At 64.1% G+C, this 26100-nt stretch carries 26 protein-coding genes; 9 read left to right on the forward strand and 17 right to left on the reverse strand.

Annotation, left to right across the window (positions count from 1 at the left end):
* Positions 1–11: 11 nt before the first annotated feature.
* The 5 genes from U5A67_RS24735 to U5A67_RS24755 all read left to right on the forward strand — a co-directional run bounded on the left by U5A67_RS24735 (position 12) and on the right by U5A67_RS24755 (position 5475).
* Positions 12–854 carry a DUF1295 domain-containing protein gene (locus U5A67_RS24735; protein WP_321816359.1) on the forward strand — a complete coding sequence of 281 codons (843 nt, stop codon included), beginning with the start codon at positions 12–14 and terminating at the stop codon, positions 852–854.
* A complete protein-coding gene (locus U5A67_RS24740) occupies positions 851–1945 on the forward strand; it encodes a cyclopropane-fatty-acyl-phospholipid synthase family protein (protein WP_321816358.1) in 1095 nt (364 codons plus the stop codon). The genes U5A67_RS24735 and U5A67_RS24740 overlap by 4 nt, the downstream gene beginning before the upstream one ends.
* Before the next feature lie 136 nt (positions 1946–2081).
* On the forward strand, positions 2082–3413 hold the full coding sequence (locus U5A67_RS24745) for an NAD(P)/FAD-dependent oxidoreductase (RefSeq protein ID WP_415767926.1): 1332 nt from the start codon (positions 2082–2084) through the stop codon (positions 3411–3413).
* Complete coding sequence (locus tag U5A67_RS24750) at positions 3410–4201, forward strand: DUF1365 domain-containing protein (RefSeq protein ID WP_321816357.1); 792 nt, start codon at positions 3410–3412, stop codon at positions 4199–4201. The genes U5A67_RS24745 and U5A67_RS24750 overlap by 4 nt, the downstream gene beginning before the upstream one ends.
* Positions 4198–5475 (forward strand): cyclopropane-fatty-acyl-phospholipid synthase family protein, encoded by a 1278-nt coding sequence (locus U5A67_RS24755; RefSeq protein ID WP_321816356.1) that lies wholly within the window; start codon positions 4198–4200, stop codon positions 5473–5475. The genes U5A67_RS24750 and U5A67_RS24755 overlap by 4 nt, the downstream gene beginning before the upstream one ends.
* Here the strand turns inward: U5A67_RS24755 and U5A67_RS24760 are convergent.
* Complete coding sequence (locus U5A67_RS24760; protein ID WP_321816355.1) at positions 5442–6383, reverse strand: LysR family transcriptional regulator; 942 nt, start codon at positions 6381–6383, stop codon at positions 5442–5444. The two genes, U5A67_RS24755 and U5A67_RS24760, sit on opposite strands and share 34 nt — an antisense overlap.
* A gap of 243 nt (positions 6384–6626) precedes the next feature.
* Between U5A67_RS24760 and U5A67_RS24765 the strand changes: the two genes are divergently transcribed.
* Positions 6627–8138 (forward strand): CoA-acylating methylmalonate-semialdehyde dehydrogenase, encoded by a 1512-nt coding sequence (locus U5A67_RS24765; RefSeq protein WP_321816354.1) that lies wholly within the window; start codon positions 6627–6629, stop codon positions 8136–8138.
* Positions 8139–8165: 27 nt separating this feature from the next.
* Here U5A67_RS24765 and U5A67_RS24770 read toward each other — a convergent pair whose 3' ends face one another.
* From U5A67_RS24770 to U5A67_RS24795, 6 genes are all read right to left on the reverse strand, one after another.
* Entirely contained in the window at positions 8166–8870 is a 705-nt protein-coding gene (locus U5A67_RS24770) for a GntR family transcriptional regulator (RefSeq protein ID WP_321816353.1), read from the reverse strand.
* On the reverse strand, positions 8867–9955 hold the full coding sequence (locus tag U5A67_RS24775; RefSeq protein WP_205985076.1) for an ABC transporter ATP-binding protein: 1089 nt from the start codon (positions 9953–9955) through the stop codon (positions 8867–8869). The genes U5A67_RS24770 and U5A67_RS24775 overlap by 4 nt, the downstream gene beginning before the upstream one ends.
* A 21-nt stretch (positions 9956–9976) precedes the next feature.
* Entirely contained in the window at positions 9977–10783 is an 807-nt protein-coding gene (locus tag U5A67_RS24780) for an ABC transporter permease (RefSeq protein ID WP_321816352.1), read from the reverse strand.
* A gap of 1 nt (position 10784) precedes the next feature.
* Entirely contained in the window at positions 10785–11669 is an 885-nt protein-coding gene (locus U5A67_RS24785) for an ABC transporter permease (RefSeq protein WP_321816351.1), read from the reverse strand.
* Between the two features lie 97 nt (positions 11670–11766).
* Positions 11767–12798, reverse strand: coding sequence for an ABC transporter substrate-binding protein (locus U5A67_RS24790; protein WP_321816350.1), 1032 nt, complete (start codon positions 12796–12798; stop codon positions 11767–11769).
* 129 nt (positions 12799–12927) lie between these two features.
* On the reverse strand, positions 12928–13893 hold the full coding sequence (locus U5A67_RS24795; protein ID WP_321816349.1) for a flavin reductase family protein: 966 nt from the start codon (positions 13891–13893) through the stop codon (positions 12928–12930).
* A gap of 356 nt (positions 13894–14249) precedes the next feature.
* Between U5A67_RS24795 and U5A67_RS24800 the strand changes: the two genes are divergently transcribed.
* Complete coding sequence (locus tag U5A67_RS24800) at positions 14250–14516, forward strand: hypothetical protein (protein WP_205985081.1); 267 nt, start codon at positions 14250–14252, stop codon at positions 14514–14516.
* A gap of 30 nt (positions 14517–14546) precedes the next feature.
* Here U5A67_RS24800 and U5A67_RS24805 read toward each other — a convergent pair whose 3' ends face one another.
* Positions 14547–14813 carry a DUF2798 domain-containing protein gene (locus U5A67_RS24805; protein WP_321816348.1) on the reverse strand — a complete coding sequence of 89 codons (267 nt, stop codon included), beginning with the start codon at positions 14811–14813 and terminating at the stop codon, positions 14547–14549.
* Between the two features lie 120 nt (positions 14814–14933).
* Between U5A67_RS24805 and U5A67_RS24810 the strand changes: the two genes are divergently transcribed.
* Positions 14934–15857, forward strand: a complete 924-nt coding sequence (locus U5A67_RS24810; RefSeq protein ID WP_321816347.1) for a LysR family transcriptional regulator — start codon at positions 14934–14936, stop codon at positions 15855–15857.
* 66 nt (positions 15858–15923) lie between these two features.
* Here the strand turns inward: U5A67_RS24810 and U5A67_RS24815 are convergent, their stop codons facing one another.
* The 8 genes from U5A67_RS24815 to glnT all read right to left on the reverse strand — a co-directional run bounded on the left by U5A67_RS24815 (position 15924) and on the right by glnT (position 24185).
* A complete protein-coding gene (locus U5A67_RS24815; protein WP_321816346.1) occupies positions 15924–16520 on the reverse strand; it encodes a hypothetical protein in 597 nt (198 codons plus the stop codon).
* Between the two features lie 31 nt (positions 16521–16551).
* On the reverse strand, positions 16552–17109 hold the full coding sequence (locus U5A67_RS24820) for a hypothetical protein (protein ID WP_205985085.1): 558 nt from the start codon (positions 17107–17109) through the stop codon (positions 16552–16554).
* Between the two features lie 268 nt (positions 17110–17377).
* Positions 17378–18064: a GntR family transcriptional regulator gene (locus tag U5A67_RS24825; protein WP_321816345.1), complete on the reverse strand. Its 687-nt coding sequence runs from the start codon at positions 18062–18064 to the stop codon at positions 17378–17380.
* Positions 18065–18221: 157 nt separating this feature from the next.
* The gene (locus U5A67_RS24830) at positions 18222–19694 is read right to left on the reverse strand and encodes an ammonium transporter (protein WP_415767929.1); all 1473 of its coding nucleotides are present in this window, start codon (positions 19692–19694) and stop codon (positions 18222–18224) included.
* 99 nt (positions 19695–19793) lie between these two features.
* A complete protein-coding gene (locus U5A67_RS24835; RefSeq protein ID WP_321816343.1) occupies positions 19794–21155 on the reverse strand; it encodes an FMN-binding glutamate synthase family protein in 1362 nt (453 codons plus the stop codon).
* 44 nt (positions 21156–21199) lie between these two features.
* On the reverse strand, positions 21200–21889 hold the full coding sequence (locus U5A67_RS24840) for a protein glxC (protein ID WP_321816342.1): 690 nt from the start codon (positions 21887–21889) through the stop codon (positions 21200–21202).
* Positions 21877–22785 (reverse strand): glutamine amidotransferase family protein, encoded by a 909-nt coding sequence (locus U5A67_RS24845; RefSeq protein ID WP_321816341.1) that lies wholly within the window; start codon positions 22783–22785, stop codon positions 21877–21879. Before U5A67_RS24845 ends, U5A67_RS24840 begins: the two co-directional genes overlap by 13 nt.
* An 11-nt stretch (positions 22786–22796) precedes the next feature.
* The gene (gene glnT / locus U5A67_RS24850) at positions 22797–24185 is read right to left on the reverse strand and encodes a type III glutamate--ammonia ligase (protein WP_321816340.1); all 1389 of its coding nucleotides are present in this window, start codon (positions 24183–24185) and stop codon (positions 22797–22799) included.
* 263 nt (positions 24186–24448) lie between these two features.
* On the opposite strand from glnT, the gene U5A67_RS24855 reads away from it, so the two are divergent.
* The gene (locus U5A67_RS24855) at positions 24449–25051 is read left to right on the forward strand and encodes a helix-turn-helix domain-containing protein (RefSeq protein WP_205985091.1); all 603 of its coding nucleotides are present in this window, start codon (positions 24449–24451) and stop codon (positions 25049–25051) included.
* 233 nt (positions 25052–25284) lie between these two features.
* On the opposite strand, the gene hutG is transcribed toward U5A67_RS24855, so the two are convergent.
* Positions 25285–26082 (reverse strand): N-formylglutamate deformylase, encoded by a 798-nt coding sequence (gene hutG, locus U5A67_RS24860; protein WP_321816339.1) that lies wholly within the window; start codon positions 26080–26082, stop codon positions 25285–25287.
* Positions 26083–26100 lie beyond the last annotated feature (18 nt).

Here is a 26100-nt window from a genome sequence, read left to right on the forward strand (position 1 = left end):
ACGGAGTCCGCATGCCCTTCGCCACCGCGTTCGCCCTCGCCTTTGCCGCGCTCGTGATCGCCTTTGGCGTTGCGTGGCTCGTGCAACTGCGCACGCGCAACGCGGGCATGATCGATCCGCTCTGGGCGGCGACGCTCGGCCTCGTCGCCCTGTTCGCGGCGGCCGTCGGCCCCGGCGCTGGGCTGAATCGCGTTGCTGTTGCGCTGGGCGGCGGCGCGTGGGGCGCGCGCCTCGCGCTCCACCTCTGGCGGCGCAATCACGGTCAGCCCGAAGACGCGCGCTACGCCGCACTGCGCGCGTCGTGGGGCGCGGCCGCCGCGCCGCGCATGCTGGGCTTCTACCTGCTGCAGGCGGTCGCCTCGATGTTCCTGTCGATCGCCTTCTTTGTGCCCGCATGGAGCGCCGCCACGCCCGCGATTCCGCTCGTGGTCGCCGCCCTGGCGCTGGGCCTCGCGGCCGTGATGGGCGAGTCCGCCGCCGACCGCCAGTTACGCCGTCATATCGCCGATCCCGCCAATCGCGGCCGCGTCTGCACCAGCGGCTGGTGGCGCTATTCGCGGCATCCGAACTACTTCTTCGAATCGCTGCACTGGTGCGCGTACACGCTCTGGTCGATCGGCCTGCCGTGGGGCTGGGCCACGCTGCTGCCGCCCTGCGCGATGGCCTGGCTGCTGCTCAAGGTATCAGGCGTGCCGATCCTCGAAGCGCGGCTGATGCAAAGCCGCGCGGGCTACGGCGAGTACATGCGCACGACCAGCGCGTTCATTCCATGGCCGCCGCGCGGCAACCATGCCGATCATGCGGACCACACCCACCATCATCGCGATCACAGCGAGAGGAGACCTCACCCATGACCGCCACCACGAGCCCGCAAGGCCGCGCCACTGCGCCGCCACCCACCGCGTCCGGGCAGGAAAGCTGGCCGATCCGCTGCTGCGAGCGCGGCTGGCTGCCCGACTGGCTGATCCGCGCGGGCATGCGCACGCTGATCCGCCAGCGCCTCGCCGACGAACACGCCAACGACGGCGAACGCCGCGCCGAAGCCTTCGAAACGCTGGTCGCCTCGCTGCGCGCCAGCCCGATCGCCGTGGAAACGCACGCCGCCAACGCCCAGCACTACGAAGTGCCCGCAAGCTTCTTCGAGGCGCATCTGGGCGCGCGGCTCAAGTACTCGTGCGGCTACTATCCGCGCGGCGACGAAACGCTCGCCCAAGCCCAGGACGGCATGCTCGCGCTCTACGCGCAGCGCGCCGGCATCGCGGACGGCCAGCGCATTCTCGACCTCGGTTGCGGCTGGGGCGCGCTCTCGCTGTGGCTGGCGCAGCGCTTTCCGCGTGCGCAGATCGTCGGGTTGTCGAATTCGCAGGGCCAGCGCGCCTTCATCGAACAGCGTGCGGCCGAACGCGGTCTGAGCAACCTGCGCATCGTCACCGGCGATGTGGCGAGTTTCGAATTCGCGCCCGGCGAAACGTTCGACCTCATCGTCTCGGTCGAAATGTTCGAGCACATGAAGCACTACGGTCTGCTGCTCGCGAAGATCGCCCGCTGGCTCGCCGACGATGGGCAACTGTTCGTGCATCACTTCGCGCATCGGCTGCTGGCGTACCACTTCGTTTCGCGCGACGGCAGCGACTGGATGACGCGCCACTTCTTCACCGGCGGCACGATGCCTTCGGCGGATTTGCTGCTGCGTTTTCAGGACGATCTCAGCGTCACGCGCCAATGGTGGATCGACGGCCGGCATTACGAGCGCACCGCGAACCACTGGCTCGCGTCGCTCGATGCGGCTCGCGAACAGGCGCTGCCGATGCTCGCAGCAAGCGGCGATGCACGCGTCGCGCTGCAACGCTGGCGCATGTTCTACATGGCGGTGGCCGAACTGTTCGGCTATGCGCGCGGCCAGGAATGGGGCGTCGCGCACGTGCTGATGCGCAAACGCGGCTAGCTTGCATCCGATACGGCGCGCGCTGCGTATATCGGTTCAACAAGGACCAAACCAGGCAGTGAAAGGGAAAGCCAACAACGCCGGTCCGCACATCGACAAGAAAAAACGACAAAGCACAATCAGGGAGGCCGCAACCATGCACGCCACGCAAACGATGTTCGATGAACCCGCCGCCTTGCCGCCCGGCCAGCGTGTGGCCGTGGTCGGCGCGGGGGTGGCCGGGCTGGCGAGCGCGTGGCTGCTGGCGCGGCGTCATCGCGTGACGCTGTTCGAAGCCGCCGGTTATCCCGGCGGCCACGCGCATACCGTGGATGTCGAACTCGATGGCGTGCAGCATCCCGTCGATACCGGCTTCCTTGTTTTCAACGACCGCACCTATCCGAACCTCGTCGCGCTGTTCGAGGAACTCGGCGTGGCCACGCATGACAGCGAGATGTCATTTTCGGTATCGGTGGACGAAGGCGCGCTCGAATGGGCCGGCACGAGCCTGAACACGGTCTTCGCGCAGCGCCGCAACCTGTTTTCGCCGAGCTTTATCGGCATGCTGCGCGACATCCTGCGCTTTAACGCCGCCGCCGAAAGCAACTACGAAGCCGCGCGCCGCGAGCGTCTTTCCGTGGGCGAACTGCTGCTGGCAGGCGGCTACGGCGCGCCGTTCCAGCGTCACTATCTATTGCCGATGGCCGCCGCCATCTGGTCCAGCGCCGCCGCCGACGTCCTGCGTTTTCCCGCCGCCACTTTCCTGCGCTTTTGCATCAACCATGCGTTGCTGCAGGTGAACCAGCGTCCGCAGTGGAAGACGGTCGCGGGCGGCTCGCGCGAGTATGTGGCGCGGATGGCCGGCGCGCTCGACGATGTGCGGCTTTCCACGCCGGTGCGCGCGATCCAGCGCCACGCCAACGCCGCCGAAGGCGTGACCGTCGTGACGGACGATGCGGGCCACGAACGCTTCGACGCCGTGGTGCTCGCCAGCCACGCGCCCACCAACCTCGCCTTGCTGGCCGATGCCGATGCGCAGGAACGCGCCACGCTGGGCGCCGTGCGCTATCAGCGCAACATCGCGCTGCTGCATACCGATACGGCTCTGCTGCCGCGCCGTCGCCGCGTGTGGTCGGCGTGGAACTATCTGAGCCGCAGTGCGCTGGCGCGCGCCGGCGATCAGCCCGTGTGCGTAAGCTACCTGATCAACCAGTTGCAGCCGCTGCCGTTTCGCACGCCGGTGATCGTCACGCTCAACGCGGTGGACGCGCCCGCGCCGCACACGCTGCTCGGCCGCTATGAGTACGAGCATCCGTTGCTGGATCTCGCCGCCATCGACGCGCAGCAACGTCTGCCCGCCTTGCAGGGCCGCCGCCGCACGTGGTTCGCGGGCGCGTGGACGGGTTATGGCTTTCACGAAGATGGCCTGAAATCCGCGCTGCGGGTTGCGCGCGACTTCGGCGTCACGCCGGCGTGGGCGAAGCTATGAACGCGCTGCGCACCGGCCACGCCGCGCTGCTGCTCACCGGCCGCGTGGTCCATGAACGACTGCGGCCCGTGCGCCATGCGTTCGCGTATCCGCTGTTTCAGATCTGCTGCGATCTCGACCGGCTCGATACGCTCGCGTCGTGGTGGTTCGGCGTCGATCGATGGCGCGTGTTCGCGCTCGCCACGCGCGATTACGGTCCGCGCGACGGCAGCGCGCTCGCGCCATGGATGCGCGCGCAACTTTCGGCAGCCGGCATTGCCGCCGATGGCCCGATCTGGCTGCAGACCATTCCGCGCCTGTTCGGGCATGCGTTCAATCCGGTGAGCTTCTGGTATTGCTACGACCGTACGGGCAGTCTGCGCGCGCTTTACGCCGATGTGCGCAACACCTTCGGCGCGCATCACGGCTATCTGCTGAGCGCGCCGGAACACGCCGCCATCGACGCGAAAACGGCGCTGGTCTGCCGCAAGGTCTTTCACGTTTCGCCGTTTTGCCGCGTCGAAGGCGAGTACGCGTTTCGCGTGATCCAGCGCGATCGCACGCTGGCGGTTCGCATCGACTATCACGATGCCGATGGCCTTTTACTACGCACCGCGCTGGCCATGCACGCCGCGCCGCTCACCGCGCCGCGCGCGTGGGCCGCGCTACTGCGCGCGCCCGCCAATGCGGCGAACGTCCTGCTGCGCATTCACTGGCAAGCGCTGCGCCTCTGGCTCAAGCGCGTGCCCTTCCACGGTAAGGCACCCGGCGCACGCGCGCCGCTTCCCCACCACGAGGCCCGCCCATGACCTTGCTGCATCTGCTGCGCCTGCCCGGCTTTGCCGATAAACCGGTTCCGCTTGCTTCGCGGCTTGCCGCGCCGGTGTCGTCGCGCCTCTTTATGGCGCTGCTGCGCCGCATCCGCCACGGCCACCTCACGCTGACGACGCCCGACGGCAACCGCCACGTGTTCGGCGATCTGCACGACGAGCCGGGCGCGACGCTGCATCTGCACGACTGGCGCGCCTGTGCCGTGATTTTGCGGGCAGGCGATATCGGCTTTGCGCAGGCGCTGCGGGAACAATGGGTCGATTCGCCCGATCTGGTCGCGCTGCTGCGTCTCGCGATCCGCAACGAAGCCGCCGTGGCCGCGACCGTGCATGGCGGCACGCTCGCGCGCCTGTGGTTTGCCTTGCGGCACCGGCTGCGCGCCAACACGCGCGAAGGCAGCCGCCAGAACATCCACGCGCATTACGATCTGGGCAACCCTTTCTACGCGCTCTGGCTCGACCGCACGTGGACGTATTCGAGCGCCTGTTTCGACGGCGATCTGCAACGCCCGCTCGCCGATGCCCAGGCCGCGAAGTATCAGCGCGTGATCGACACGCTCGGGCTGCGGCCTGGCATGGAGGTGCTGGAAATCGGCTGCGGCTGGGGCGGTTTCGCGATTCACGCGGCGCGCCAGGGCATCCGCGTGCGTGCGCTCACCATTTCGCAGGCGCAGTACGCCATCGCGGTCGAACGGGTGATGGCCTCGGCGCAAGGCGAGCGTGCGCGCGTCGAGCTTTGCGATTACCGCGACGCGCAAGGCCAATACGACGCGATCGTCTCGATCGAAATGTTCGAAGCCGTTGGCGAAGCCTTCTGGCCGGCCTATTTCGCCACGCTCGCGCGCTGTCTCAAGCCCGGCGCACACGCGCTGATCCAGTCGATCACCATCGGCGACGGGCAGTTCGAGCAGTATCGCGCGTCGAGCGACTTTATCCGCGAAACGATCTTTCCTGGCGGCATGTTGCCGAGTCCCGGCCAGTTCGCGGCGGCGGCGCAACGCGCGGGACTCGATGCGCGCGCAACTTTTGCATTTGGCCGCGATTACGCGCACACCTTGCGCCTGTGGCGCGCGGCCTTCGAAGCGCAGCTCGATAAAGTTCGCGAGCAAGGTTTCGATGAAGCGTTCATCCGCATCTGGCGGCTTTACTTTGCGTATTGCGAAGCGGCCTTCGACGAAGGCCGCACCGACGTGATGCATTTCGTGGTCGGGCGAGCGACTCACTCCAGCGGAAAGCCTGCCTTGAAGCTCTGACGCAGAAATTCCGCGAAGCTCGACACCGCGCGCGGCACGTGCGCCCCATACGGGCGCACGACATGCAACTGCGAAGCGAACGCGCCCACCGGCCGCCAGTTGGGCAGCAGCACGACCAGTTTGCCGGCCTGCAAGGCGGCCTGCGCGCTGAAGTCCGGCAGCAAGGCGATGCCCAGATGTTCGAGCGCGGCGTCGCGCAGCGCTTCGCTGTTATTGGCCGAAAACGGCCCGTTCACCGTGACATTCACGCGCGGGTTCTCGGCACGGCGGCCGGCTTTCTCGAACGACCACGCGCCAGAACCCATCGCACGTGGATAGAACAGGCAATCGTGCTGCGCGAGATCGGCGGGCGTTTGCGGCGTGCCGCGCTGCTTCAGATACGTGCGCGTGGCGACGATCACCGAGCGTGTATCGCAGAGCTTCCACGCCACGTGGGTTTCCGGCACCTGCGCGCTGTGCCGGATCGCCAGATCGAAGCCTTCGCTCGCAATCGACGTGAGGCGGTCGGACATTTCCAGTTGCACACGCACTTCGGGATGCGCGCGCGCAAACTGCGCGAGATGCGGCACCAATTGCTGGCGCGCAAAAGCGACCGGCGCCGTCACGCGCACCGTGCCGCGCGCGACATCGGCCATTTCGCGCACGCCGGCGAAACTCGCGGCGATGCGCTCGAATTCCCCGCGCGTTTCCTCCACGAGCCGCTGCCCGGCTTCGGTAAAGCGCACGCTGCGCGTGGTGCGCTGCACCAGCGCCACGCCCGCCACGCGCTCAAGCTCCGCAATGCGCTGGCTCATGGCCGCCTTGCTCACGCCCAGCCGCGTGGCCGCCGCCGTATAGCTGCCCAGATTCGCCAGCACATTGAGCCAGTGCAGATGGGTCCAGAGCGATTCGGCTTTCTGCGTATCCATAAGGGTTTCCGGGCGTCCACGATGGCGCCGATGATAGCACCCTGGATCGGCATCTTTCAGGGTTTCCACGGGTGATTGTTCACCATCGAAAACAATCAATTCAGCCGTAGCGCCTTTGCAGCGCCGCGCAGGCTTCGTACACTGGCCGTCATCGATCGCAATCACGCGACTCAATGCGACTCAATGCGACTCAACGCGATTCAAACCGCTTCACCCGAACTCAACCACTGGCGAGGAGATGACATGCAGACCTTTACCGATTCCGCAGACGTCGTGCACTTTATCGGCGGCAAGACCGAACGCGGCACGGGCGACCGTACCCAGGCGATCTTCAACCCGGCCACGGGCGCGGCCGCGCGCCGTCTGGTGCTGGGCGAAGTCGCGGACGTCGACGCCGCCGTGGCGAGCGCGAAAGCCGCGTTCCCGGCCTGGCGCGACACGCCGCCGATCCGCCGCGCGCGCGTCATGCTGCGCTTCCTCGAACTGATGAACCGCCACAAGGACGAACTGGCCGCCATCATCACCGCGGAGCACGGCAAGGTATTCGCCGATGCGCAAGGCGAAGTCGCGCGCGGTATCGACGTGATCGAATTTGCCTGCGGCATTCCGCAACTGCTCAAGGGCGACTACACGGAGCAGGTGTCGACCGGCATGGACAACTGGACCGTGCGCCAGCCGCTGGGCGTCGTGGCCGGCATCACGCCGTTCAACTTCCCCTGCATGGTGCCGTGCTGGATGTTCCCGGTTGCCCTGGCCGCCGGCTGCACGTTCATCCTCAAGCCGAGCGAGCGCGATCCGTCGGCGTCGCTGTTCATGGCGCGTCTGCTCAAGGAAGCCGGTCTGCCCGATGGCGTGTTCAACGTCGTGCAGGGCGACAAGACCGTGGTCGATGCGCTGCTCGTACACCGCGACGTGAAGGCCGTGAGCTTCGTCGGTTCCACGCCGATCGCCAACTACATCTACGAGACCGGCGCGAAGCACGGCAAGCGCGTGCAGGCGCTGGGCGGCGCGAAGAATCACATGGTCGTGATGCCCGATGCGGATATCGAGCAGACCATCGACGCGCTGGTCGGCGCCGGTTACGGTTCGGCGGGCGAGCGCTGCATGGCGATTTCGGTGGCCGTGCTGGTGGGCGATGTCGCCGACAAGATCGTGCCGCGTCTGGCCGAACGCGCCCGCACGCTGAAGATCAAGAACGGCATGGAAGCCGATGCCGAAATGGGCCCGATCGTCACGCGCCAGGCGCTGGAGCGCATCGAAGGCTATATCGCCACCGGCGTGGAAGAAGGCGCGACGCTGGTCGTCGACGGACGCGGCCTGAAGGTGCCGGGTCACGAAGAAGGCTTCTTCACGGGCGGCACGCTGTTCGACAACGTCACGCCGGAAATGCGCATCTACAAGGAAGAAATCTTCGGCCCGGTGCTGGCCTGCGTGCGCGTGGACGACTTCGCGCAAGCCGTGCAACTGATCAACGATCACGAATTCGGCAACGGCGTGGCCTGCTTCACGCGTGACGGCAACGTGGCGCGCGAGTTCGGCCGCCAGATCGAGGTGGGCATGGTGGGCATCAACGTGCCGATTCCGGTGCCGATGGCATGGCACGGCTTCGGCGGCTGGAAGCGCAGCCTGTTCGGCGATATGCACGCGTATGGCGAAGAAGGCGTGCGCTTCTACACGAAGCAGAAGTCGATCATGCAGCGCTGGCCGGAAAGCACCGAAAAGGGCGCGGAATTCACCATGCCGGTCGCGAAGTAAGCAGGACCGCTGCCCGCCTGAAAAAACTCAGGCGGGCAGCAAGGCAGCAGCAATCTCGGCGACGCGCATCACATGTGCCGTCGCCGCTGCTCTGGCGCGCTCGCCATCGCGCGCGCGGATCGCCGCGACGATGCCGTTCATTTCCGCCACGGCCTGACGGCCGCGATCGTCGGAAGCAATCGTCAGCGCACGCAGACGGTCGATGCGTGCGTTCAGACTCTGCACGATTTCCCACGCCACCGAACGCGCGCCGCTATCGAACATCTGCTCGTAGAAATGCGCCGTGAGTTCGCGCACGGCCGCGTGATCGTGCGCGGCGAAGGCGCGTTCGATGTGGGTCACGCAGGCGGCCAGTTTTTCGACCGTTGCGGCATCGCCGCGCAAGGCGCACGACCTGGCCGCATCGCCTTCCACCAGCGCGCGAATCTCGTAGATCTGCGCCGCCGTGCTGGCATCCAGACGCGCAACGATCGGCCCTTGGTTCGGCAGCGTATCGACGAGCCCTTCGGTCTCCAGGTGCCGCAGCACTTCGCGCACCACCGAGCGGCTCACGCCCAGTTCCTCGCAAAGCGTGCGCTCGACCAGCCGCTCGCCCGGCGCGAAATGGGCGTCGAGAATCGCCGCGCGCATCTTCTGCAAGGTGAGTTCGCGCAGCGTCGCCGTGGGCCGTTCGACCCGCAACGACGCTGCCGGGGAAGAAAGCGCTGTTTGTGCCGCGTCGCTCATCATCATGCGTGCGCAAAAAGGCGCGTGTCGTGCGCGTCCCATTCGACGACGGCCTGCGTGCCAATCGCGAGACCGCTATCGTGACGCTGCGCCGCCGGCAGGCGAATCGAAATTTCCTGCGACCACGGCGTAGCCACCGCATAGTGCATCGCGTCGCCCAGATAAGTGATGTCGCGTACCGTCACGGGCAGGCCTGCCGCCGTACCGTCGCGCTGCGCGCTCAAACGCATCTGCTCGGGGCGAATCATCAGCGTGCCGTCGTCACCGGCGCTCAGCGCCGGATTGAAGTTGCCGCACGCGAGTTCGAGACCGTTCGGGAACACGCCGTTGGCGAGACCATCGCGACTCGCCGTCACGCGCACCGGCAGGAAGTTCGAGTTGCCGATAAAGCCCGCGACGAAACGCGAAGCCGGGTTCGCATAGAGTTCTTCGCCGGTGCCCACCTGCTCGATCCGCCCTTTGTTGAACACCGCAATGCGATCCGACAAACGCAGCGCTTCTTCCTGATCGTGCGTGACATAGAGAATTGTCACGCCGGTTTCCTGGTGAATGCGGCGCAGTTCGAGTTGAATTTCCTCGCGCAGTTTCTTATCGAGCGCCGAAAGCGGCTCGTCCATCAGCAGCACAGGCGGATCGTAGGCGAGCGCGCGCGCAATCGCCACGCGCTGCTGCTGGCCGCCCGAAAGCTGCGCCGGCATGCGGTCGCGGCATTCGGACAGATGCACGAGCGCCAGCATCTTCTCGACCTTCGCTTTTACTTCGGACTCCGGACGGCGGCGCACGCGCAGCGGAAACGCCACGTTCTCGCCCACCGTCAGATGCGGAAACAGCGTATAGCGCTGGAACACCATGCCAATGTTGCGCTTGTTGGGCGCGACGGCAAGCAGCGGCTTGCCGTCGAGCAGCACGCGCCCTTCGGTCGGCTCCTGGAAGCCCGCGACGATATACAGCGTGGTGCTCTTGCCCGAACCGGACGGCCCGAGGAAGGTCATGAATTCGCCTTTGCGGATGTCGAGCGACACGCTGTCGATGGCGACCACGTCGTCGTAGGTCTTGCGCAGGCGCTGGATTTGCAGGAATGCGTCGGTCATGGCTTACGTCTCCGGGATCGGTTACTGGATCGTCTGGCGGGCGCGGCGCAGCAGCGCACTCGCCAGCATCAGCACGGTGGTGAGCGCCACCAGCAGCGAGGACGCCGCCGCCACCACGGGCGTGAGGTCCTGGCGCAGCGTCGCCCAGATACGCACGGGCAGCGTCTGCAAGGTGGGGCTCGCCATGAAGATCGACACCACCACTTCGTCCCACGAAGCGAGGAACGAGAAGATTGCGGCCGCAACGAGTCCGAGGCGGATCGCGGGCAACGTCACGCGCCATTTCACCGCCAGCGGCGAGGCGCCGCAAATCAGCGCGGCATCTTCCAGCGCGGTATCGAAGCCCGCGAGCGAATTGCTGATGGCGATGATCGCGAACGGCAGCGCGATAATCAGATGGCCGATCACGAAACCGGTCATCGTGCCGGCCAGACCAATGCGCAGGAAGAACGCGTAGAGCGCGACCGCCAGCACGACCACGGGCAACACCATCGGCGTGAGGAAGAAGGCCTGCACGGCGGCGCGGCCGCGAAACTTGCCGCGCACCAGCGCCAGCGAAGCGAGAAAGCCCAGCGAAACCGACAGCACCGTAACGATCACCGCCAGCTTCATGCTGGTCATGAGCGAGTCGAGCCAGCCGGCATCGGTGAACAATTGGCGATACCACTCCAGCGTCCAGCCTGGCGGCGGAAACGCCAGCCATTGCGAGTCGCCGAACGACAGCGCGACGATAAACACAATCGGCAGCAGCAGGAACAGCGCCACCAGCGCACCGATGGCGATGAGCAGCACGCGCACCGCACCGAGACGATCGAAGTCGAGCAACATGTCAACGTCCTCCTAGGCTTTGGCGCGCGTCGCCGGTAAAGCGCAGTTGCAGCGCGTAGAGCCCGAGCGTCACGGCGAGCAGCACGAATGCGGCCGCGCCCGCGAGCCCCCAGTTCAGCAGTTCCTGCACGAGTTGCGCGATCAGTTCGGCGAGCATCATGTACGACGGACCGCCGAGCAGCGCAGGCGTCACGAAGTAACCGAGCGCCATCACGAACACCATCAGCGCGCCCGAGGCAATGCCCGGCATCGCCAGCGGCACGAGAATGCGCCAGAACGCCTGCCAGCGGCTCGCACCGCACACGGCGGCGGCGCGCAAGGTGGCGGGATCGATGCCGCGCAGCGTGGCGTGCAGCGGCATCACGAGAAACGGCAGCATGATGTAGGTCATGCCCACCGTGACGCCGATCAGGTTATTCACCAGCGTGAGCGGCTGATCGATGATGCCCAGCGCGATCAGCAGACGGTTGATCGGGCCGGTCTGCTGAAGCAGCACCATCCACGCGAAAGTCCGCGCGAGCAGATTGGTCCACATCGACAGCAGCAGGATCGAGAACAGCGTCGTGCTCAACCAGCGTGGCGCGATGGCGAGCAGCCAGGCCGTCGGAAAGCCGATCGCCACGGTCACCACCGTGACCACGCCCGCCACCAGAAACGTATTGCCGAACACACGCAGATAAGTGCTCGACCCGAGCAGTTGCGCGTAGTTGTGCAGGCCGGGCGTGGGCTCCATCACGCTGCGCAGCAGCAGCGAAAGCACCGGCAGCACGAAGAAAATGGCGAGCAGCAGCAGCGCGGGCGCCAGCAGCCGCGCGTTGCGCCAGCTACGCCGCTTCGGCGGCGCGTCGACCGGCGCGTGCGCGACGGTGCTCATAACGTTAGGCATGATCTCTCCCGTGCGCACCGCAGGGCGCGGTGCGCATCGTTACGACATTGAGTCCGTGAATCGCCGCTGAAGTCAGCTGAAGTCCGCTGACTTCGGCTTATTTCGCCTGCCAGGCGTACCAGCGTTTGGCGATGGCGTCGCGATTGGCGGCCCAGTACTTCATGTCGAGATTGATCTGCGACTGCGTGAACTGGTCGGGCAGCGTCTTCGCCACGGCGGGTGTCATCAGCGCGGCCGATTTCACGTTGATCGGCGCGTAACCGGTATCGGCGGCGAACTTCGCCTGCGCCTGCGGACTCGTTGCGGTCGCAAGGAATTTGAGGGCAGCGTCGCGATGCTTCGCGCCCTTCGGGATCACCAGCATGTCGGCGGCGGTGAGGTTCTGGTTCCACGAGATGCCGACCGGCACGCCGGTGGCCTGGAGCGCGTGCAGGCGTCCATTCCAGAACATGCCCATCGACGCTTCGCCCGAAGCCAGCAACTGCTGCGACTGCGCGCCGCCGCTCCACCAGACGATGTCGCTCTTGATGGTGTCGAGCTTCTTGAAGGCGCGGTCGAGATCGAGCGGATAGAGCTTATTGGGCGGCACGCCGTCGGCGAGCAGCGCGATTTCCAGCACGCCCGGCGCGGACCATTTATAGAACGTGCGCTTGCCGGGGAATTTCTTCGTGTCGAACAGATCGGCCCAGGTGGACGGCTGCGCGCCCTTGAACGCCGACTTGTGATAGCCCAGCACGAACGAATAATAGAAGCTGCCCACTGCTTGAGGCGACGAGAAACGCGGGTCCAGTTCGTCCTTCTTGACGACCGAATAATCGATCGGCTCGATCAGGCCGTCTTTCGCGGCGGCGTAGGCAAAATCGCCCTCCACATCGACGACGTCCCAGTTGACGTTGCCGCTTTCCACCATCGCCTTGAACTTGCCGTAATCGGTCGGGCCGTCCATCAGCACGTTGATGCCCGTGGCCTGCGCGAACGGCTGCGCCCAGTTCTTCTGCTGCGATGACTGCGTGGTGCCGCCCCAACTGGCGAACACGATCGGGTCGGCGGCCAGCGCGGGCGCGGCCGCCAGCATCGTCACGCTTGCCGCGATCAGCGGCGCGGCGTACAGGGTCCATCTGCTGCTCATGACTTTCTCCACGGATCAAAAGACTGCGAGAGTTGACTTGCGTGACAACGGTGTTCGGGCGGCCGGAGTGGCGTGAAAAGCTTTATTCGTGTGTGGTTTCTTGTGTGCGGTTTTGCGTATGCGCTGGCATCAGGCCAGCGCGAGCGTCTGGACCGTGCCGGCTTCGCTATCGCCGACATACACGCCGAAGGCGTCTTCGTGGCGCTCCTTCACGTAGCGCTGCAGCATCGAGCGCTCGGCGGGATCGCACATCTCGTCCCAGGGCACTTGCGCGAGCGGCACGATGTACAACTCCGGCGCGCTCATGCCGCGCTGCGCGACCACACGGCCGCGATAGAAGATGCGCACGCCGTCGCTGCCTTGCGCGCGCGCCTGCGTCGATTCAAACACGGCAAAAATGAAGTCGAGGTGCGCAATCAGGCCAAGACGCGAGAGCATGCCGCGCAGGCTCCTGGGATCGTTGGCCGCTTCGAGACGCGTGCCGCACGGCAGACGCAAACCTTCGGGCGTTTCGAGCAGCACGACGCCATCCGAGTTTTCGAGGATCGCGCCCACATGGGCGTGCTCGCTCACGGCCGTGGCGGCGAGCGCTTCCTGCGAGAGGCTGAAGTTCACATACGCGCCGCGGCAATAACCGAGCGGCGACAAACCCGTGTTGGCGAAATCGAGCACGCGGCCGAGCAGGATGATGTGGTCGCCCGCGTCGATCACGTCATGTGTGGCGCAGTCGAAATGCGCCGCCGCGCCGTGCATGACCGGCGCACCCGTGGCGCGCGCTTGCCAGGCGACCTGGGCGAATTTGTCCGGGCTTTTCGATGCGAATACGCCGGAGACATCCTTCTGGTCTTCGGCGAGCACGCTCACGGCGAATTGCGGCGTCTGCGAAAACACATCGAAGCTTGCGGCGCTCTTCGCGATGCACACCAGCACGAGCGGCGGATCGAGCGAAACCGAGGTGAAAGAATTCGCCGTATAGCCGCGCGGCGTGCCGTCGGCCTGCACGGTCGTGACGACCGTCACGCCGGTGACGAAAGCGCCCAGGGCGCGGCGAAAACCTGCGGTATCGAAGGCATCGGTCTGGCGGATGGCGTTCATCGCGTACTCCTTGGGGACGGCAGGCGCGGGCCGGCGTCATGTCCTGCGTGTCGTGTTGCTTGTTGCTCGATGAGCTAACGCGGAGCGATTCGGGTCGGTTCGGATCGAGTCGCGTTGCATGAGATTATGGTATGCCATGTTATTGGAGACAAAAAGGCTGTCAATATTATGGAATACCATGATAGGTATGAGGTTGGCGCGATGCGCTTGAGCAGATAACGAGGGCAGGATCGTTGGCGTGGTTTCAATCGGCGCTGATTGAGAGGGTGGGCGGTCAGCGCACGAAGAAGCGCTTCAACACAAACCGCCCGCCTCGCGTAACATCGCGCCACACCGGTTTTATTTGCTCTGTCGCCATGTTTCCACTGATCGCCACCGCCTCCCTGCTCGTCATGATTTACGTCCATGTGAGCCTGCCGCGCTTCACGGCCACGCGCCGCCAGCGCTTTATCGCGCATGCCGTGCTGATACTGGTGGCATTGGCGTTCGGGACGATTTCGGGGATGCTGGCGGGGACCATCGCGCCGCCCTGGGTCGTGATTCTGGGCGGCATGGGCGTGGTTCATCTGCCCGCGATGTGCGTGCTTATTCTCAAGCGCATCCGCCACGAAGGGCAAAGCTGAACACGCTCGGGCGTCGGAATTGACGACGCCTCAATCGCCCGCGTGCACGGTCCACGCCACCAGACGCATGACGACCGGCCGCACGATCAGCACGCAGACAAACGCCGCCGGCATCGCCACGCGATAGGCATTCTTCACATTTTCCATGTAATGCGCGTCCACGCCGAATTCGGCGAAGGTGATGACGAGGCACATCAGGAACGCCATGATCGTCGCCATGTAGAGCGCGAAGACATAAGGCGTGAACCGGCGGGGAAAGCGGAATTTGAGCGTATTTTGTGCTGTTTCGATAGCCATCGGCGAAAACCTCGGGATTGAAGGAGCGGCCAGCGTAGCAAGGGGGTCGGTGCGCCGGTAGCGGCATCGCGCTTGATTCATTCTTAAGTAAAATCAACGAATTCAAGCGACGAGGCGCCGATGAACGTTCTGGGTCTGATCAACAGTTTTATCCGCGTGGTCGAGGGCGGCAGCATCGCGGCGGCGGCGCGTGCCCAGGGCATGAGTGCGGCGGCGGTCAGCCAGAATCTTTCGCGGCTCGAAACGCATCTAGGCGTGCGGCTGCTCTCGCGCACGACGCGCAGCATGGCGCTGACCGAGAACGGCACGCGCTACTACGAGAAAGTGCGCCATATTCCGCGCGATCTGGAGCTTGCTTCGCAGGCCGCCACGGGCACGAGCGAGCCGCACGGCGCCTTGTGCATCGCCACGACGGCGGCGTTCGGGCGTCACGTCCTCTCGCCGCTGATGCCGGCGTTCAAGGCCGCGTATCCGCGTATCGATATCGAATTGATCAGTACGGACCGGCGCGTCGATCACCGGCTGGAAGGCGTCGATGTGAGTCTGCGTATCGGCGCGCAACTCGACGAGCGTCTGATCGCGCGGCGCATCGCGTCGCGGCCCTTCGTGGTGTGCGCGTCGCCCGCGTATCTGGAGCGCGCGGGCGTGCCGGAAACGCCCGAGGCGCTCAAGCATCACGCGTGTCTCGTGTTCCGCTATCCGACCGATGGTCGTTTTTTGCCTTGGGGTTTCGTGCGCGATGGCCAGCGCTTCGACGCGCAGCTCAACGCGGAATTTATCGGCGACGATATCGATATGCTGGCGCAGATCGCCGTGAATGGCGGCGGCATCGCGCGGCTGGCGAGTTTCGTGGCGCAGCCGCTGATCGACAGCGGCCGGCTGGTGCGTTTATTCGATGGGAACCGGCGCACGCAGGCCTGCGCCGAACCCGAACCGATAGAGATTTACGCCTGTGTGGCCGAGCGATCCGCGCTCAATGCGAAGGTGCGGGCGCTGATAGAGTTTCTGGAGGCGCACCTGGGTGAAGGCGGCGAGGCGCACTGAATAAAGATTCCGCCAGCACCAGGCCCACAATCCAGTGGGCCTGAAGCCATCCGGCGCTCTACCCGTTTAATGCTGAAGCTCGACCGAGTCCTGCATGGCCGATTGCATCTTCTGCACGGCATCGACGGTCGCGCGTTGCGCAGCCAGGCCGAAATTACGCTTGAACTCGCTGAATTCGGCATGGCCCGAACCCGTCACCGACTTCTGCGTCACCACCTTGCCGCTCGGATCGGTCACCGTGCATTCGAGCGTGACCGTGAAATCGGTCGGCGGCCAGGTCAGCAGGCTGGGCGAATGCGAGGTCGTCGTGATCGTCGGCGTGACGACGTAGCTCAGGTTCTTCGCCTGCACGGTCGCCGCATCGGGCGCTGCGTTCAGTTTGACGACGTCCTTGAAGAGGTTGCTCAGTTCGAGATAGATCGGCAGTTCGAGATCGCGATAAGGCTTGTACGCCACCTTGTCGCCGCCGCCGCCCGGCGTGACGACTTCCTTGCTGCGCTCTTCGTCGGTAATGACGAGACCGACCGTCTTGTTGATCGGCGCTGCCGTCTTCGAAACGAGCGCCGAGTTATCGCCCGAGATTGCAATGTCGTGCGCGCAACCGGAGAGAACGGCAATCACGCCAGCCGCAAATACACCGCGAAATACGTTGAAGAATTGCATAGTGAATTTATTGTTTGAGTGATCGAAGAATTTAGCGAATCGCATTGATAAATGCGGGATCGGCATAGAGTTCGCCGAGCAGTTTCTGCACGACAAGCGGGTATTGCTGCGTGGCGCGCGGCACGGCGATCATTGCCGCAAACGAAGAATCCCATTCTCCGCGCGCCGACTTCACCTGCTCATAACGCACCGTGCCATCGCGCTTGACGATAAAGCGCGCTGAAATCGTGCCCACGCCGGTGCCAACACCGACATCCACATTGTTCTCAAGCAATACGCCATCGAGTTCGACCGACGCATTCGGCGAAAGCGCTCCGGCTATCGTCAGCTCCTGCGCGACGGCATTCGACAGGTACGCGGCAAAAGAATTGCCGACGGGCGAGCGCATACGGTCTGCGCGCAATTGAACGGGATAGTGATTGTTGCTACCGTCCTGGCTGCTGAAGTCGCCGATTCGCGCCTGAACCGGCGCCGCGGTTTTGAGCGACTGGATATTTTCGACAGAAGGGGAATAAGGCGTCGCGACCACCGAACATGCGGCGAGCATGGACAGCGGAACGCACAGGGTAAGTATTCTCAGTTTGGTCATGTTGTTTTGATGATTGTGCTAATGAACATGCGGGGTCTTTAAGCCCCGCTTTGTTATATCGACCAGAAGCCAGAATTGTTTAGGGCCGGCTTCGCGATAAACGCGGCCGGCCCTGGAGGCTTATGTCGATTCGGCGGATTGTAGGTGATGGCGAGCGCCATCAATGCCAATTGGTGTAGCGAATATATGATGCAGATCGCATTTACTTTTAATTGTTTTTGCGCCGCATTGTCGATTGATTCGCTTGTGGCAAAGCGAGGCGATTCGCTTAAGGTTGCGCCTCGCCCTCTTCCAGCCGCGCCAGCGCCGCCATCGCGAGTTCGGCCGTCCGGCGAATATGCGCTGTGGAAGCCGCTGCGGCCGCATCGCCGTCGTGCCGTTCGATCGCATCGAGCAGCGCGTTCATTTCGCGGTTCGATTCGTTGCTGCGGCCAGGCGTGGCGATCGTCAGCGCGCGCAGGCGGTTGATGCGCGCATTGAGCGTCTTCACGACGCCCAGCGACACGCTCTTGCCCGCGCCTTCGAACATCGCGTCGTAAAAGCGTTCGGTGTAATCGAGCACGCGCGCCAGTTCCTGCGCCACAAAAGCGGCTTCGATCACCGCACGCAGTTCGCGCAGACGCGCCACGAGTTCAGGCGTGGATTGTTCTGCGCAGGCGCGCGCCGCGTTCGCTTCAAGCAGGGCGCGTAGCTCATAAATTTCGCCCACCTGCTGCGGATCGAGGCGCGCGACCACCGGCCCCTGGCGCCCGACGCTCTCCACAAGCCCTTCGGTTTCCAGATGGCGCAGCACTTCGCGCACGACGGTGCGGCTCACGCCAAGTTCGTCGCAGAGCGTGCGTTCGACAAGGCGCGCGCCCGGACGGAAGTAACCCTGCACGATCGCGCCACGCAGCTTGTCGAGCGTGAGTTCGCGCAGCGTCTTGGCATTACGGTCGATTCTGAGGTCGGACATGGACGGCGGACGGCTGATAAAGGTTGGCGAAGGATCTGGCAACGTCCATCGGCGGCAGGCGCACGCAGCGCCCGCCGGCCAATGGCATGCCATATTATGCCTTCTCCCGCCCAGCCGCCCAACGGCGCGTAAGCGCCGTGGCCGCTTATGCGTCCGGTTACGCGTGATAAGCCGTCTCGCCATGCGTGCTGACGTCGAGCCCTTCGCGCTCGCCGTCCTGATCGACGCGCAGGCCGAACACCTTGTCCACCAGCTTGAACGCGACGAACGACACCACCGCCGACCACACCAGCGAGGTGCCCACGCCCCAGCACTGCGCGATCATCTGGCTCGCCATGTCGTAGTCGCCGACCTTGTTCGACACGTAATCGTAGACACCCGTGCCGCCCAGACGCGGTGAAGCGAACACGCCCGTCAGCAGCGCACCCGCAATCCCGCCGATGCAGTGCACGCCGAACACGTCGAGCGAATCGTCCACGCCCAGCATGCGCTTGAGGCCATTCACGCCCCAGTAGCACAGCGCGCCCGCGACCAGTCCCATGACGATCGCGCCCATCGGCCCGACAAAGCCGCAGGCCGGCGTGATGACCACAAGACCCGCAATCGCGCCCGACACCGCGCCAAGCATCGACGGCTTGCCCTTGAACGCCCATTCGACGAAAGTCCACGCCACCGTGGCGGCGCAGGTGGCCAGCAGCGTCGTGATGAAGGCGAGCGAAGCCGCGCCGTTCGCTTCCAGATTCGAGCCGACATTGAAGCCGAACCAGCCCACCCACAGCAGCGAGCCGCCCACCATCGTCATCGTGAGGTTATGCGGCGCCATGTGTTCGCGCCCATAACCCACGCGCTTGCCGATCATGATCGCACCCACCAGTGCCGCGATACCCGCGTTGATGTGCACCACCGTGCCGCCCGCGAAATCGAGCGCGCCCTTCTGGAACAGGAAGCCTGCCGTAGCGTTGGCTTTATCGGCGGCTGCGGCGCTCGTGTAGGCGTCCGGGCCAGGCCAGTACCAGACCATATGCGCGATCGGCAGATAGGAGAACGTGAACCACAGCACCATGAAGGCCAGCACCGCAGAGAACTTCGCGCGCTCCGCAATCCCGCCGATGATGAGCGCGGGCGTGATCGCCGCGAACGTCAGCTGGAACGACACGTAGATATATTCGGGAATCACGACGCCTTTGCTGAATGTCGATGCCGTGGTGTCGGGCGTCACGCCCGCGAGAAACAGCTTGGAAAAACCGCCGAAGAAAGCATTGCCTTCGGTGAAGGCCACGCTGTAGCCGTACACGGCCCACAGCACGCCAAGCAGACAGAAGATCACGAGCGTCTGCATCAGCACGGAGAGCATGTTTTTCGCGCGCACCATGCCGCCGTAAAAGAGGCCGAGTCCGGGTGCGGCCATCATCACGACCAGCAGCGTCGCGACGATCATCCAGGCGGTGTCGCCCTTGTTCGGTACCGGTGCGGCAGCGCCCTGCGCCCACGCGGGCAGCGCGAGCGCCAGCGCACTGATCAGTGCGAGTAGTTTGCCCAAGCTCTTCATTGCACGATCCTGTAGAAAGGCGTCCGGCAGCGCCGCGACGGCCTGGTGTGGTGGACTTCTTCGGATGGATGACGCGCGCATCGCTGAATTGGCGATGCGCGCGGCGGCCTTTAGCGCGGCCGCATCCTTTCTATCACGCCGATTTACTACGGACTACTTTGCAAAATAAATCGCCACGCATTAGCGCGTCAGGCCGGGAATCCATGACGTGCCCGCCAGCGGCACGCGCGCCATCGCCGCGGCTTCCACCGTGATCGCCACGAGGTCTTCCGGCTCCAGGTGATGCACGTTCTGCTTGCCGCAGGCGCGCGCGATGGTGGTGAGTTCCATCGTCAGCGTCTTGAGGTAGTTGCGCACGCGGCGCGCGCCCTCTTCCGGCTCCAGACGCTTTTCGAGCACAGCGTCCTGCGTCGTCACGCCAACCGGGCACTTGCCCGTGTGGCAGTGATGGCAGAAACCCGGCGCGGTGTTGAGCGCCGTGTAATCCGCCACGGCCGAATGCAGCGCGCCGTTCTGGAAATACGATTCGCTGTTGCAGCCCAGCGCCATCAGCACGCCCTGACCGATCGCCACGGCATCCGCGCCCAGCGCCAGCGCCTTCGCCACATCGGCGCCCGTGCGGATGCCGCCCGAGACGATCAGCTGCACCTTGCCCTTCATGTTGAGGTCTTCGAGCGCATCCACGGCCTGACGCACCGCCGCCAGCGTGGGAATGCCCACGTTGTCAATAAAGCAGCTTTGCGTGGCCGCCGTGCCGCCCTGCATACCGTCGATCACCACCACGTCCGCGCCCGCGTGCACGGCCAGCTTCACGTCGTTGAAGGTGCGCGTGGCGGCGACTTTCACGTAGATCGGCTTTTCCCAGTCGGTGATTTCGCGCAGTTCCTGAATCTTGATCGCGAGATCGTCGGGGCCGGTCCAGTCGGGGTGACGGCTCGCCGAGCGTTGATCGACACCGGCGGGCAGCGTGCGCATGGACGCCACGCGCGGGTTCACCTTCTGGCCGAGCAGCATGCCGCCGCCGCCCGGCTTCGCACCCTGACCGATTACGACTTCGATGGCGTCGGCGCGACGCACGTCGTCGGGATTGAAGCCGTAGCGCGAGGGCAGGCACTGATACACCAGCGTCTTCGACGACTGGCGCTCTTCCTGGGTCATGCCGCCGTCGCCGGTCGTCGTGGACGTGCCCGCCGCCGTGGCGGCGCGTCCCAGCGCTTCCTTCACGTTCGCCGACAATGCGCCGAAGCTCATGCCCGCAATCGTCACGGGCGTGTCGAGCACGATCGGCTTCTTAGCGTAGCGCGTGCCGAGAATGGTTTGCGAGCTGCATTTCTCGCGATAGCCTTCGAGCGGATAACGCGACAGCGAAGCGCCGAGAAACAGCAGATCGTCGAAATGCGGCACCGTCTTCTTCGAGCCGAGCCCGCGAATTTCATAGAGGCCGCGCTGCGCGGCGGTGTGGATGTAATCGATGGTCTTGCGGTCGAAGGTGCTGGACTCTTCCTGTTGCAGACGCGCGAAATGAACCGGTTTGGTTTCCATGGGGACCTTCTCGATCTATGTGGTTCAACGAGGCTCAACGAGGCTTAGTATTCCTGGTCCGCGTCCGCGTTCCAGTGGTAGAGCGTGCGAGCCGAAGCAATGCGGCGGAACTGCGTCGGATCGTGATCCATCCCGGCGGCGTCGAGCAGACCGCGCAAGGCAACGATATCGGCATCGGTCATCGGCTCGAATTGCGCGTCGGCGCCCAGCGATTTCACTTCGCCCTTCACGTAAAGCACGGCTTCGTAGAGCGAATCGCCGAGCGCATCGCCCGCATCGCCGCAGATCACCAGACGCCCGGCCTGCGCCATGAACGCCGAGAAACTGCCCACCGAGCCGCCCACCACGATATCGCCGCCTTTGAGCGAGATCCCGCAGCGCAGGCCCGCATCGCCGTCGATCACCAGCAGCCCGCCGTGCGCCGAAGCGCCCGCGCCATTCGATGCGAAGCCGCGCACGTGCACCTTGCCGCTCATCATGTTCTCGCCCACGCCGGTGCCGGCACTGCCTTCGATCACGATGGTCGCGCGCTTGTTCATGCCGCCCGCGTAGTAGCCCGCGTGGCCTTCGACACGCACGTGCACGTCCACGTCCACGCCCACCGCGATGTTGTGCGCGCCGTTGGGCGACGTCACGCTGATCTGCTGGCCTTTGAGCGCAGCCGCATCGCCGTGCAGGTACTGGTTCAGTTCCCGCACGCCCTGGCTTTCCAGGTCGAAAGTTACGCCTTCCATACGTACATCTCCTCGGGTGCGGGTTCGAATACCTTCGCGTTGCGAATGTCGGGCAGATGCGCGAGCGAGCGGAACTCGGACGCGATCGCCACGTAATCGTCGTTTTCGGCCACGACAGCGGGCTTGCAGGCGAACGGATCGCGGATCAGCGCGAGTTCGTTCGAGGTGCCCATCAGGAAGGTGTAGAAACCGTCCAGCTCCTCGAAGCCTTTTTGCAGCGCTTCGGGCAGCGCGTCGCCTTCACGCAGACGCCACTCGAGGAAACGGCAGGCGGCTTCCGTGTCGTTGTCGGTATCGAAACGAATACCCAGCGGCTCCAGCTTGCGGCGCACGCCATACGGGTTCGACAGCGAACCGTTGTGCACGAGGCAGAAGTCTTCGCCGGCCGTGAACGGATGCGCGCGATCGGGCGTGACGGCGGACTCCGTCGCCATGCGCGTGTGACCGACCAGATGCGAGCCCTTGAGCTTCGAAAAATCGTAGCGCGCGGCCACTTCGGCGGGCGAGCCGATGTCCTTGTACAGATCGATCGAGCGCCCCGTCGAAAGCAGATAGAGCTTCGGATAGTTTTCGTCGATCCACGCCTTCACTTTCTGCGCGCTGCCTTGCAGCGTGAGCACGGCATGATTCGATTTCGCGTCGATGCGCGCGGTCACGTCCATCGCGCTATTGAGTTGGTCCAGCAGCGTCTGCCACGGGAACTGCGCGCCTTCCTCGGTGAAACCCGAGTAAAGGCTCAGTTTTCGCTGGCTCGCGTCGACTTCCTTGCCGAACACGGCGAGGCCCGCCGAATCGGGACCGCGCTCGGTCATGCCGATCAGCATCGGCACCATCAGTTCGCCGAGCCGCTCGCGTAGCGCCGGCGTTTTCACCAGCAAGCCTACGATTCCGCACATAGGTGTTCTCCTTAGAAAAATTCGAGGTAGCTTTTCAGTTCCCAGTCGGAAACGTGGCGCATGTATTCGAGCCATTCCATGCGCTTGAGCTTGATGAATTCCTGCGCGACGGGGCCGAGCGCTTCGCAGATCAGCGTGTCGGCTTCGAGCGCGTCGAGCGCCTGTTCGAGGTTCTGCGGCAGCACGGCGATGCCGTGTTCCTTGAGCTTGTCGCTCGACCACTCGTAGAGGTTCTCGTTCGAAGGCGCGCCCGGATCGAGATCGTTGTCGATGCCGTCGAGACCGGCCGCGAGCACGGCGGCCGTCGCCAGATAGGGATTGCACGCGCCATCGGGCAGACGCAGTTCGATGCGCTCGCCGGGCATGCGCACCATCGTCGAGCGGTTGTTGTCGCCGTAACTCACATAGGCGGGCGCCCACGTTGCGCCCGTGAGCGAGCGGCCCACGACCAGACGCTTGTACGAGTTGACCGTGGGGTTGCACAGCGCCGTGAGCGCCGGTGCGTGCTTGAGCAGACCCGCCGTGAACTGATAGCCGAGCTTCGAAAGCCCCATGCCGAGCGGGTCGCTGGAATCGGCGAACAGATTGCGTTTGCCGTCGCCGATCGACATGTGCATATGCATGCCATTGCCGGGACGATTCGCGAACGGCTTGGGCATGAACGAGCAGATCATGCCGAGATCGTTGGCAATCTCCGAAGCGGCCATCTTGAAGAATACGTAGTGATCGCACGAAGTCAGGCAATCGGTATACGTGTAGTTGATTTCGAACTGGCCGTTGGCGTCTTCGTGATCGATCTGATAGACGTCGATGCCCACCGACCGCATGGCTTCGGTCAGACGTTCGAGGAACACGCGCGTGCGCGACAGGCCCTTGTAGTCGTAGCAGGGTTTGGCAAGCGTATCGCTGGGATCGCACGGCTCCAGCGTGCCGGAAGCGGAGCGGCGCAGCAGCGAGAATTCGGGTTCCAGGCCTGTAAACAAGGTCCAGCCGCGCGCATCGAGCCTCGTGGTCTGACGCTTGAGCGTGACGCGCGAATCGTAGGCCCAGGCCTCGCCATCGACATGACCGTCGCAGACGATGCGCGCAACGCCCGGCTGCCAGGGCACCGGCGTGAGCGTAGCGAGATCGCCGACGGCCATGTAATCGGGACCATTGGGCTCGATGCCCACGCCCCAGATCGCGAAGCCCGCGAAACCGGCGCCGGCCTTGAGCACGCTCTTCAGATGCGCGAGCGGCACCGACTTGGCCTTGGCGACACCATGAATATCGACGAACTGCGCCAATACATATTTCACGCCCTGCTGGCTGAGCCAGCTCTGCGCGTCCTCGGTCGAGTCAAAGCGCGGCACGCCGACTGGCTCGTTGAGCGGCAGCTTGCCCGCATCGTTCAGATTCATCGTTACTCCTTGCAACTACTGCATTGGCGGTTGAAAGAGGCCGTGCGCCACGCACCCGGCTTTACGCTTGCTTCAGACCTGACCGCCATTGCGGGGACGCCGGCTGAGATCAGGCATTACGATTTCTGGAACTGCCTTTCCTGTCATGCAACAATGCTTCCTGCAGTTAAACCTCCGGCGCGCACGAAGGACTTGCCGAGCCTTCGCGTGCCGGACTGCTATTCCTATTCCTGCCTATCTGCTCATCAGTACCGGGACCGACCATGCAAACCGCGGACGACAGCAAAACACCCCTCGAACGCTACCTGGGCGCGACGCTGCGCGAACTGCGCCTGCGTCACGGCCTGACCATCGCTCAGGTTGCCGACCAGGCCGGCATCAGCCGCGGCATGCTCTCGAAGATCGAGAACGCGCAGACTTCGACCGGACTCGACATCCTGAACCGCATCGCGCAAACGCTGGGCGTCTCGCTTTCCACGCTGTTTCGCAACTTCGACGTCCCGCAGGGCGGCGCGCAGCTCGTCAAGAAAGGCGCGGGGATGGAAGTGGTTCGCAAAGGCACCAAACGCGGTCACACCTACCATCTGCTCGCTTACGATCAGGGCCCGCGCAAAGCCTTCGAACCCTTTCTCATCACTATGGAAGACGAAGCGGAGCGATTCCCGACTTTCGAACATCCCGGTACTGAATTCATTCACATGCTCAAGGGCGTGCTGGAATACCGCCACGGCCAGCACACCTACGTTCTGCATCCCGGCGACACGCTCACCTTCCAGGCCGATATTCCTCATGGCCCCGAGCGGCTCATCAAGACGCCCATCCAATTCCTGTCGATCTTCATTTATCCGCCGGGTAGCGCGGAGTGAAGTCTTCGGGTCTTTCTTATGCAACCTCCGTGCCAAGTTTATCTATGTGAATCAAAAGTTCCTGTAGATAAACATCTGGCGCGTGGTTGCGGGCTTTCGTGTTGCGCTGTGTTGCTGTGCTTCTGTTCGGTGCTGCCTGCTTACGGTGCGTGTCGTTCCTGCCTGCGGAGCGTCCCTGCACTGAAATCGGACGCCCGCTTACGCTGCAGTATCAGTGATGCTTATGCTGTTGTTCAGGCGAGCTGCTTTACGGCTTCGAGTGCTGCGCTAACCATGTTGCGCAAGGTCGGCTGGACCGCTTCTGCGCGGTCGCTCATGTAGTTGAATGGGGCGTCTTCATTCATATACGTCGACTGGCACATTTCCAGTTGGATCGCGTGGATGCCGTGCGCCGGCGCGCCAAAGCTGCGGGTGATGTAGCCGCCTTTAAAGCGGCCATTCGCGATTGACGTGTAGGGGCTTTGGGTCATCGCTACGATGGCGGCTTGCTGCACTTCTTCTGCACACGTGCGGCCGTCCTGGGTGCCCAGGTTCAGGTCCGGCAGCTTCGCTTCGAACAGGCGCGGCAGCACGCTGGCTATCGAGTGCGCTTCCCATAGCAGGACGTTTTTGTGGGTCACTCTCAGGCGCTTTAATTCCGTTTTTAGTGCTTCGTGGTAGGGCTGCCAGTATTGTGCTACCCGCTTTGCGCGTTCTGCTTCTGTTGGGGCGCAATGGGGTTTGTAGAGCGGCTCGCCGCGGAAGGTTTCGCTCGGACATAAGCCTGTTGTTGTCTGGCCTGGGTAGAGGCTTTCGTCGTTTGGCGGGCGGTTCAGGTCGATCACGTAGCGGGAGATTTTTGCGCCGATTATCGTGGCGTTTAGTTCTCTTGCGAAAGCGTATAGGCGGTCGAGGTGCCAGTCTGTGTCGGCTAGTTTTTTTGCTTCTTCTGTGTAGTGGTGTTCGAGCGCTTGGGGGATTTTTGTGCCTAAATGAGGGATCGATATTAATAGAGGGGCTTCGCCGCGCTCTATGCTGAATAGTTCGGTCATCTTATTGATCCTCTTTTT

The sequence above is a fragment of the Paraburkholderia sp. J69-1 genome (genome assembly GCF_905220255.1).
In the GTDB taxonomy this organism is placed as follows: domain Bacteria; phylum Pseudomonadota; class Gammaproteobacteria; order Burkholderiales; family Burkholderiaceae; genus Paraburkholderia.

Excerpts from the sequence above, each read along its gene's own strand:
- U5A67_RS24785 (WP_321816351.1), bottom strand. The coding sequence starts at position 11,669 with ATGCCTAACGTTATGAGCACCGTCGCGCACGCGCCGGTCGACGCGCCG.
- U5A67_RS24780 (WP_321816352.1), bottom strand. The coding sequence starts at position 10,783 with ATGTTGCTCGACTTCGATCGTCTCGGTGCGGTGCGCGTGCTGCTCATC.
- U5A67_RS24755 (WP_321816356.1), top strand. The coding sequence starts at position 4,198 with ATGACCTTGCTGCATCTGCTGCGCCTGCCCGGCTTTGCCGATAAACCG.
- U5A67_RS24750 (WP_321816357.1), top strand. The coding sequence starts at position 3,410 with ATGAACGCGCTGCGCACCGGCCACGCCGCGCTGCTGCTCACCGGCCGC.
- U5A67_RS24825 (WP_321816345.1), bottom strand. The coding sequence starts at position 18,064 with ATGTCCGACCTCAGAATCGACCGTAATGCCAAGACGCTGCGCGAACTC.
- U5A67_RS24740 (WP_321816358.1), top strand. The coding sequence starts at position 851 with ATGACCGCCACCACGAGCCCGCAAGGCCGCGCCACTGCGCCGCCACCC.
- U5A67_RS24770 (WP_321816353.1), bottom strand. The coding sequence starts at position 8,870 with ATGATGATGAGCGACGCGGCACAAACAGCGCTTTCTTCCCCGGCAGCG.
- U5A67_RS24840 (WP_321816342.1), bottom strand. The coding sequence starts at position 21,889 with ATGGAAGGCGTAACTTTCGACCTGGAAAGCCAGGGCGTGCGGGAACTG.
- U5A67_RS24790 (WP_321816350.1), bottom strand. The coding sequence starts at position 12,798 with ATGAGCAGCAGATGGACCCTGTACGCCGCGCCGCTGATCGCGGCAAGC.
- U5A67_RS24760 (WP_321816355.1), bottom strand. The coding sequence starts at position 6,383 with ATGGATACGCAGAAAGCCGAATCGCTCTGGACCCATCTGCACTGGCTC.
- U5A67_RS24795 (WP_321816349.1), bottom strand. The coding sequence starts at position 13,893 with ATGAACGCCATCCGCCAGACCGATGCCTTCGATACCGCAGGTTTTCGC.
- U5A67_RS24845 (WP_321816341.1), bottom strand. The coding sequence starts at position 22,785 with ATGTGCGGAATCGTAGGCTTGCTGGTGAAAACGCCGGCGCTACGCGAG.
- U5A67_RS24810 (WP_321816347.1), top strand. The coding sequence starts at position 14,934 with ATGAACGTTCTGGGTCTGATCAACAGTTTTATCCGCGTGGTCGAGGGC.
- U5A67_RS24800 (WP_205985081.1), top strand. The coding sequence starts at position 14,250 with ATGTTTCCACTGATCGCCACCGCCTCCCTGCTCGTCATGATTTACGTC.
- U5A67_RS24830 (WP_415767929.1), bottom strand. The coding sequence starts at position 19,694 with ATGCGCGCGTCATCCATCCGAAGAAGTCCACCACACCAGGCCGTCGCG.
- U5A67_RS24815 (WP_321816346.1), bottom strand. The coding sequence starts at position 16,520 with ATGCAATTCTTCAACGTATTTCGCGGTGTATTTGCGGCTGGCGTGATT.
- U5A67_RS24835 (WP_321816343.1), bottom strand. The coding sequence starts at position 21,155 with ATGGAAACCAAACCGGTTCATTTCGCGCGTCTGCAACAGGAAGAGTCC.
- U5A67_RS24765 (WP_321816354.1), top strand. The coding sequence starts at position 6,627 with ATGCAGACCTTTACCGATTCCGCAGACGTCGTGCACTTTATCGGCGGC.
- U5A67_RS24855 (WP_205985091.1), top strand. The coding sequence starts at position 24,449 with ATGCAAACCGCGGACGACAGCAAAACACCCCTCGAACGCTACCTGGGC.
- U5A67_RS24745 (WP_415767926.1), top strand. The coding sequence starts at position 2,082 with ATGCACGCCACGCAAACGATGTTCGATGAACCCGCCGCCTTGCCGCCC.
- U5A67_RS24775 (WP_205985076.1), bottom strand. The coding sequence starts at position 9,955 with ATGACCGACGCATTCCTGCAAATCCAGCGCCTGCGCAAGACCTACGAC.
- U5A67_RS24805 (WP_321816348.1), bottom strand. The coding sequence starts at position 14,813 with ATGGCTATCGAAACAGCACAAAATACGCTCAAATTCCGCTTTCCCCGC.
- U5A67_RS24820 (WP_205985085.1), bottom strand. The coding sequence starts at position 17,109 with ATGACCAAACTGAGAATACTTACCCTGTGCGTTCCGCTGTCCATGCTC.
- glnT (WP_321816340.1), bottom strand. The coding sequence starts at position 24,185 with ATGAATCTGAACGATGCGGGCAAGCTGCCGCTCAACGAGCCAGTCGGC.
- hutG (WP_321816339.1), bottom strand. The coding sequence starts at position 26,082 with ATGACCGAACTATTCAGCATAGAGCGCGGCGAAGCCCCTCTATTAATA.
- U5A67_RS24735 (WP_321816359.1), top strand. The coding sequence starts at position 12 with ATGCCCTTCGCCACCGCGTTCGCCCTCGCCTTTGCCGCGCTCGTGATC.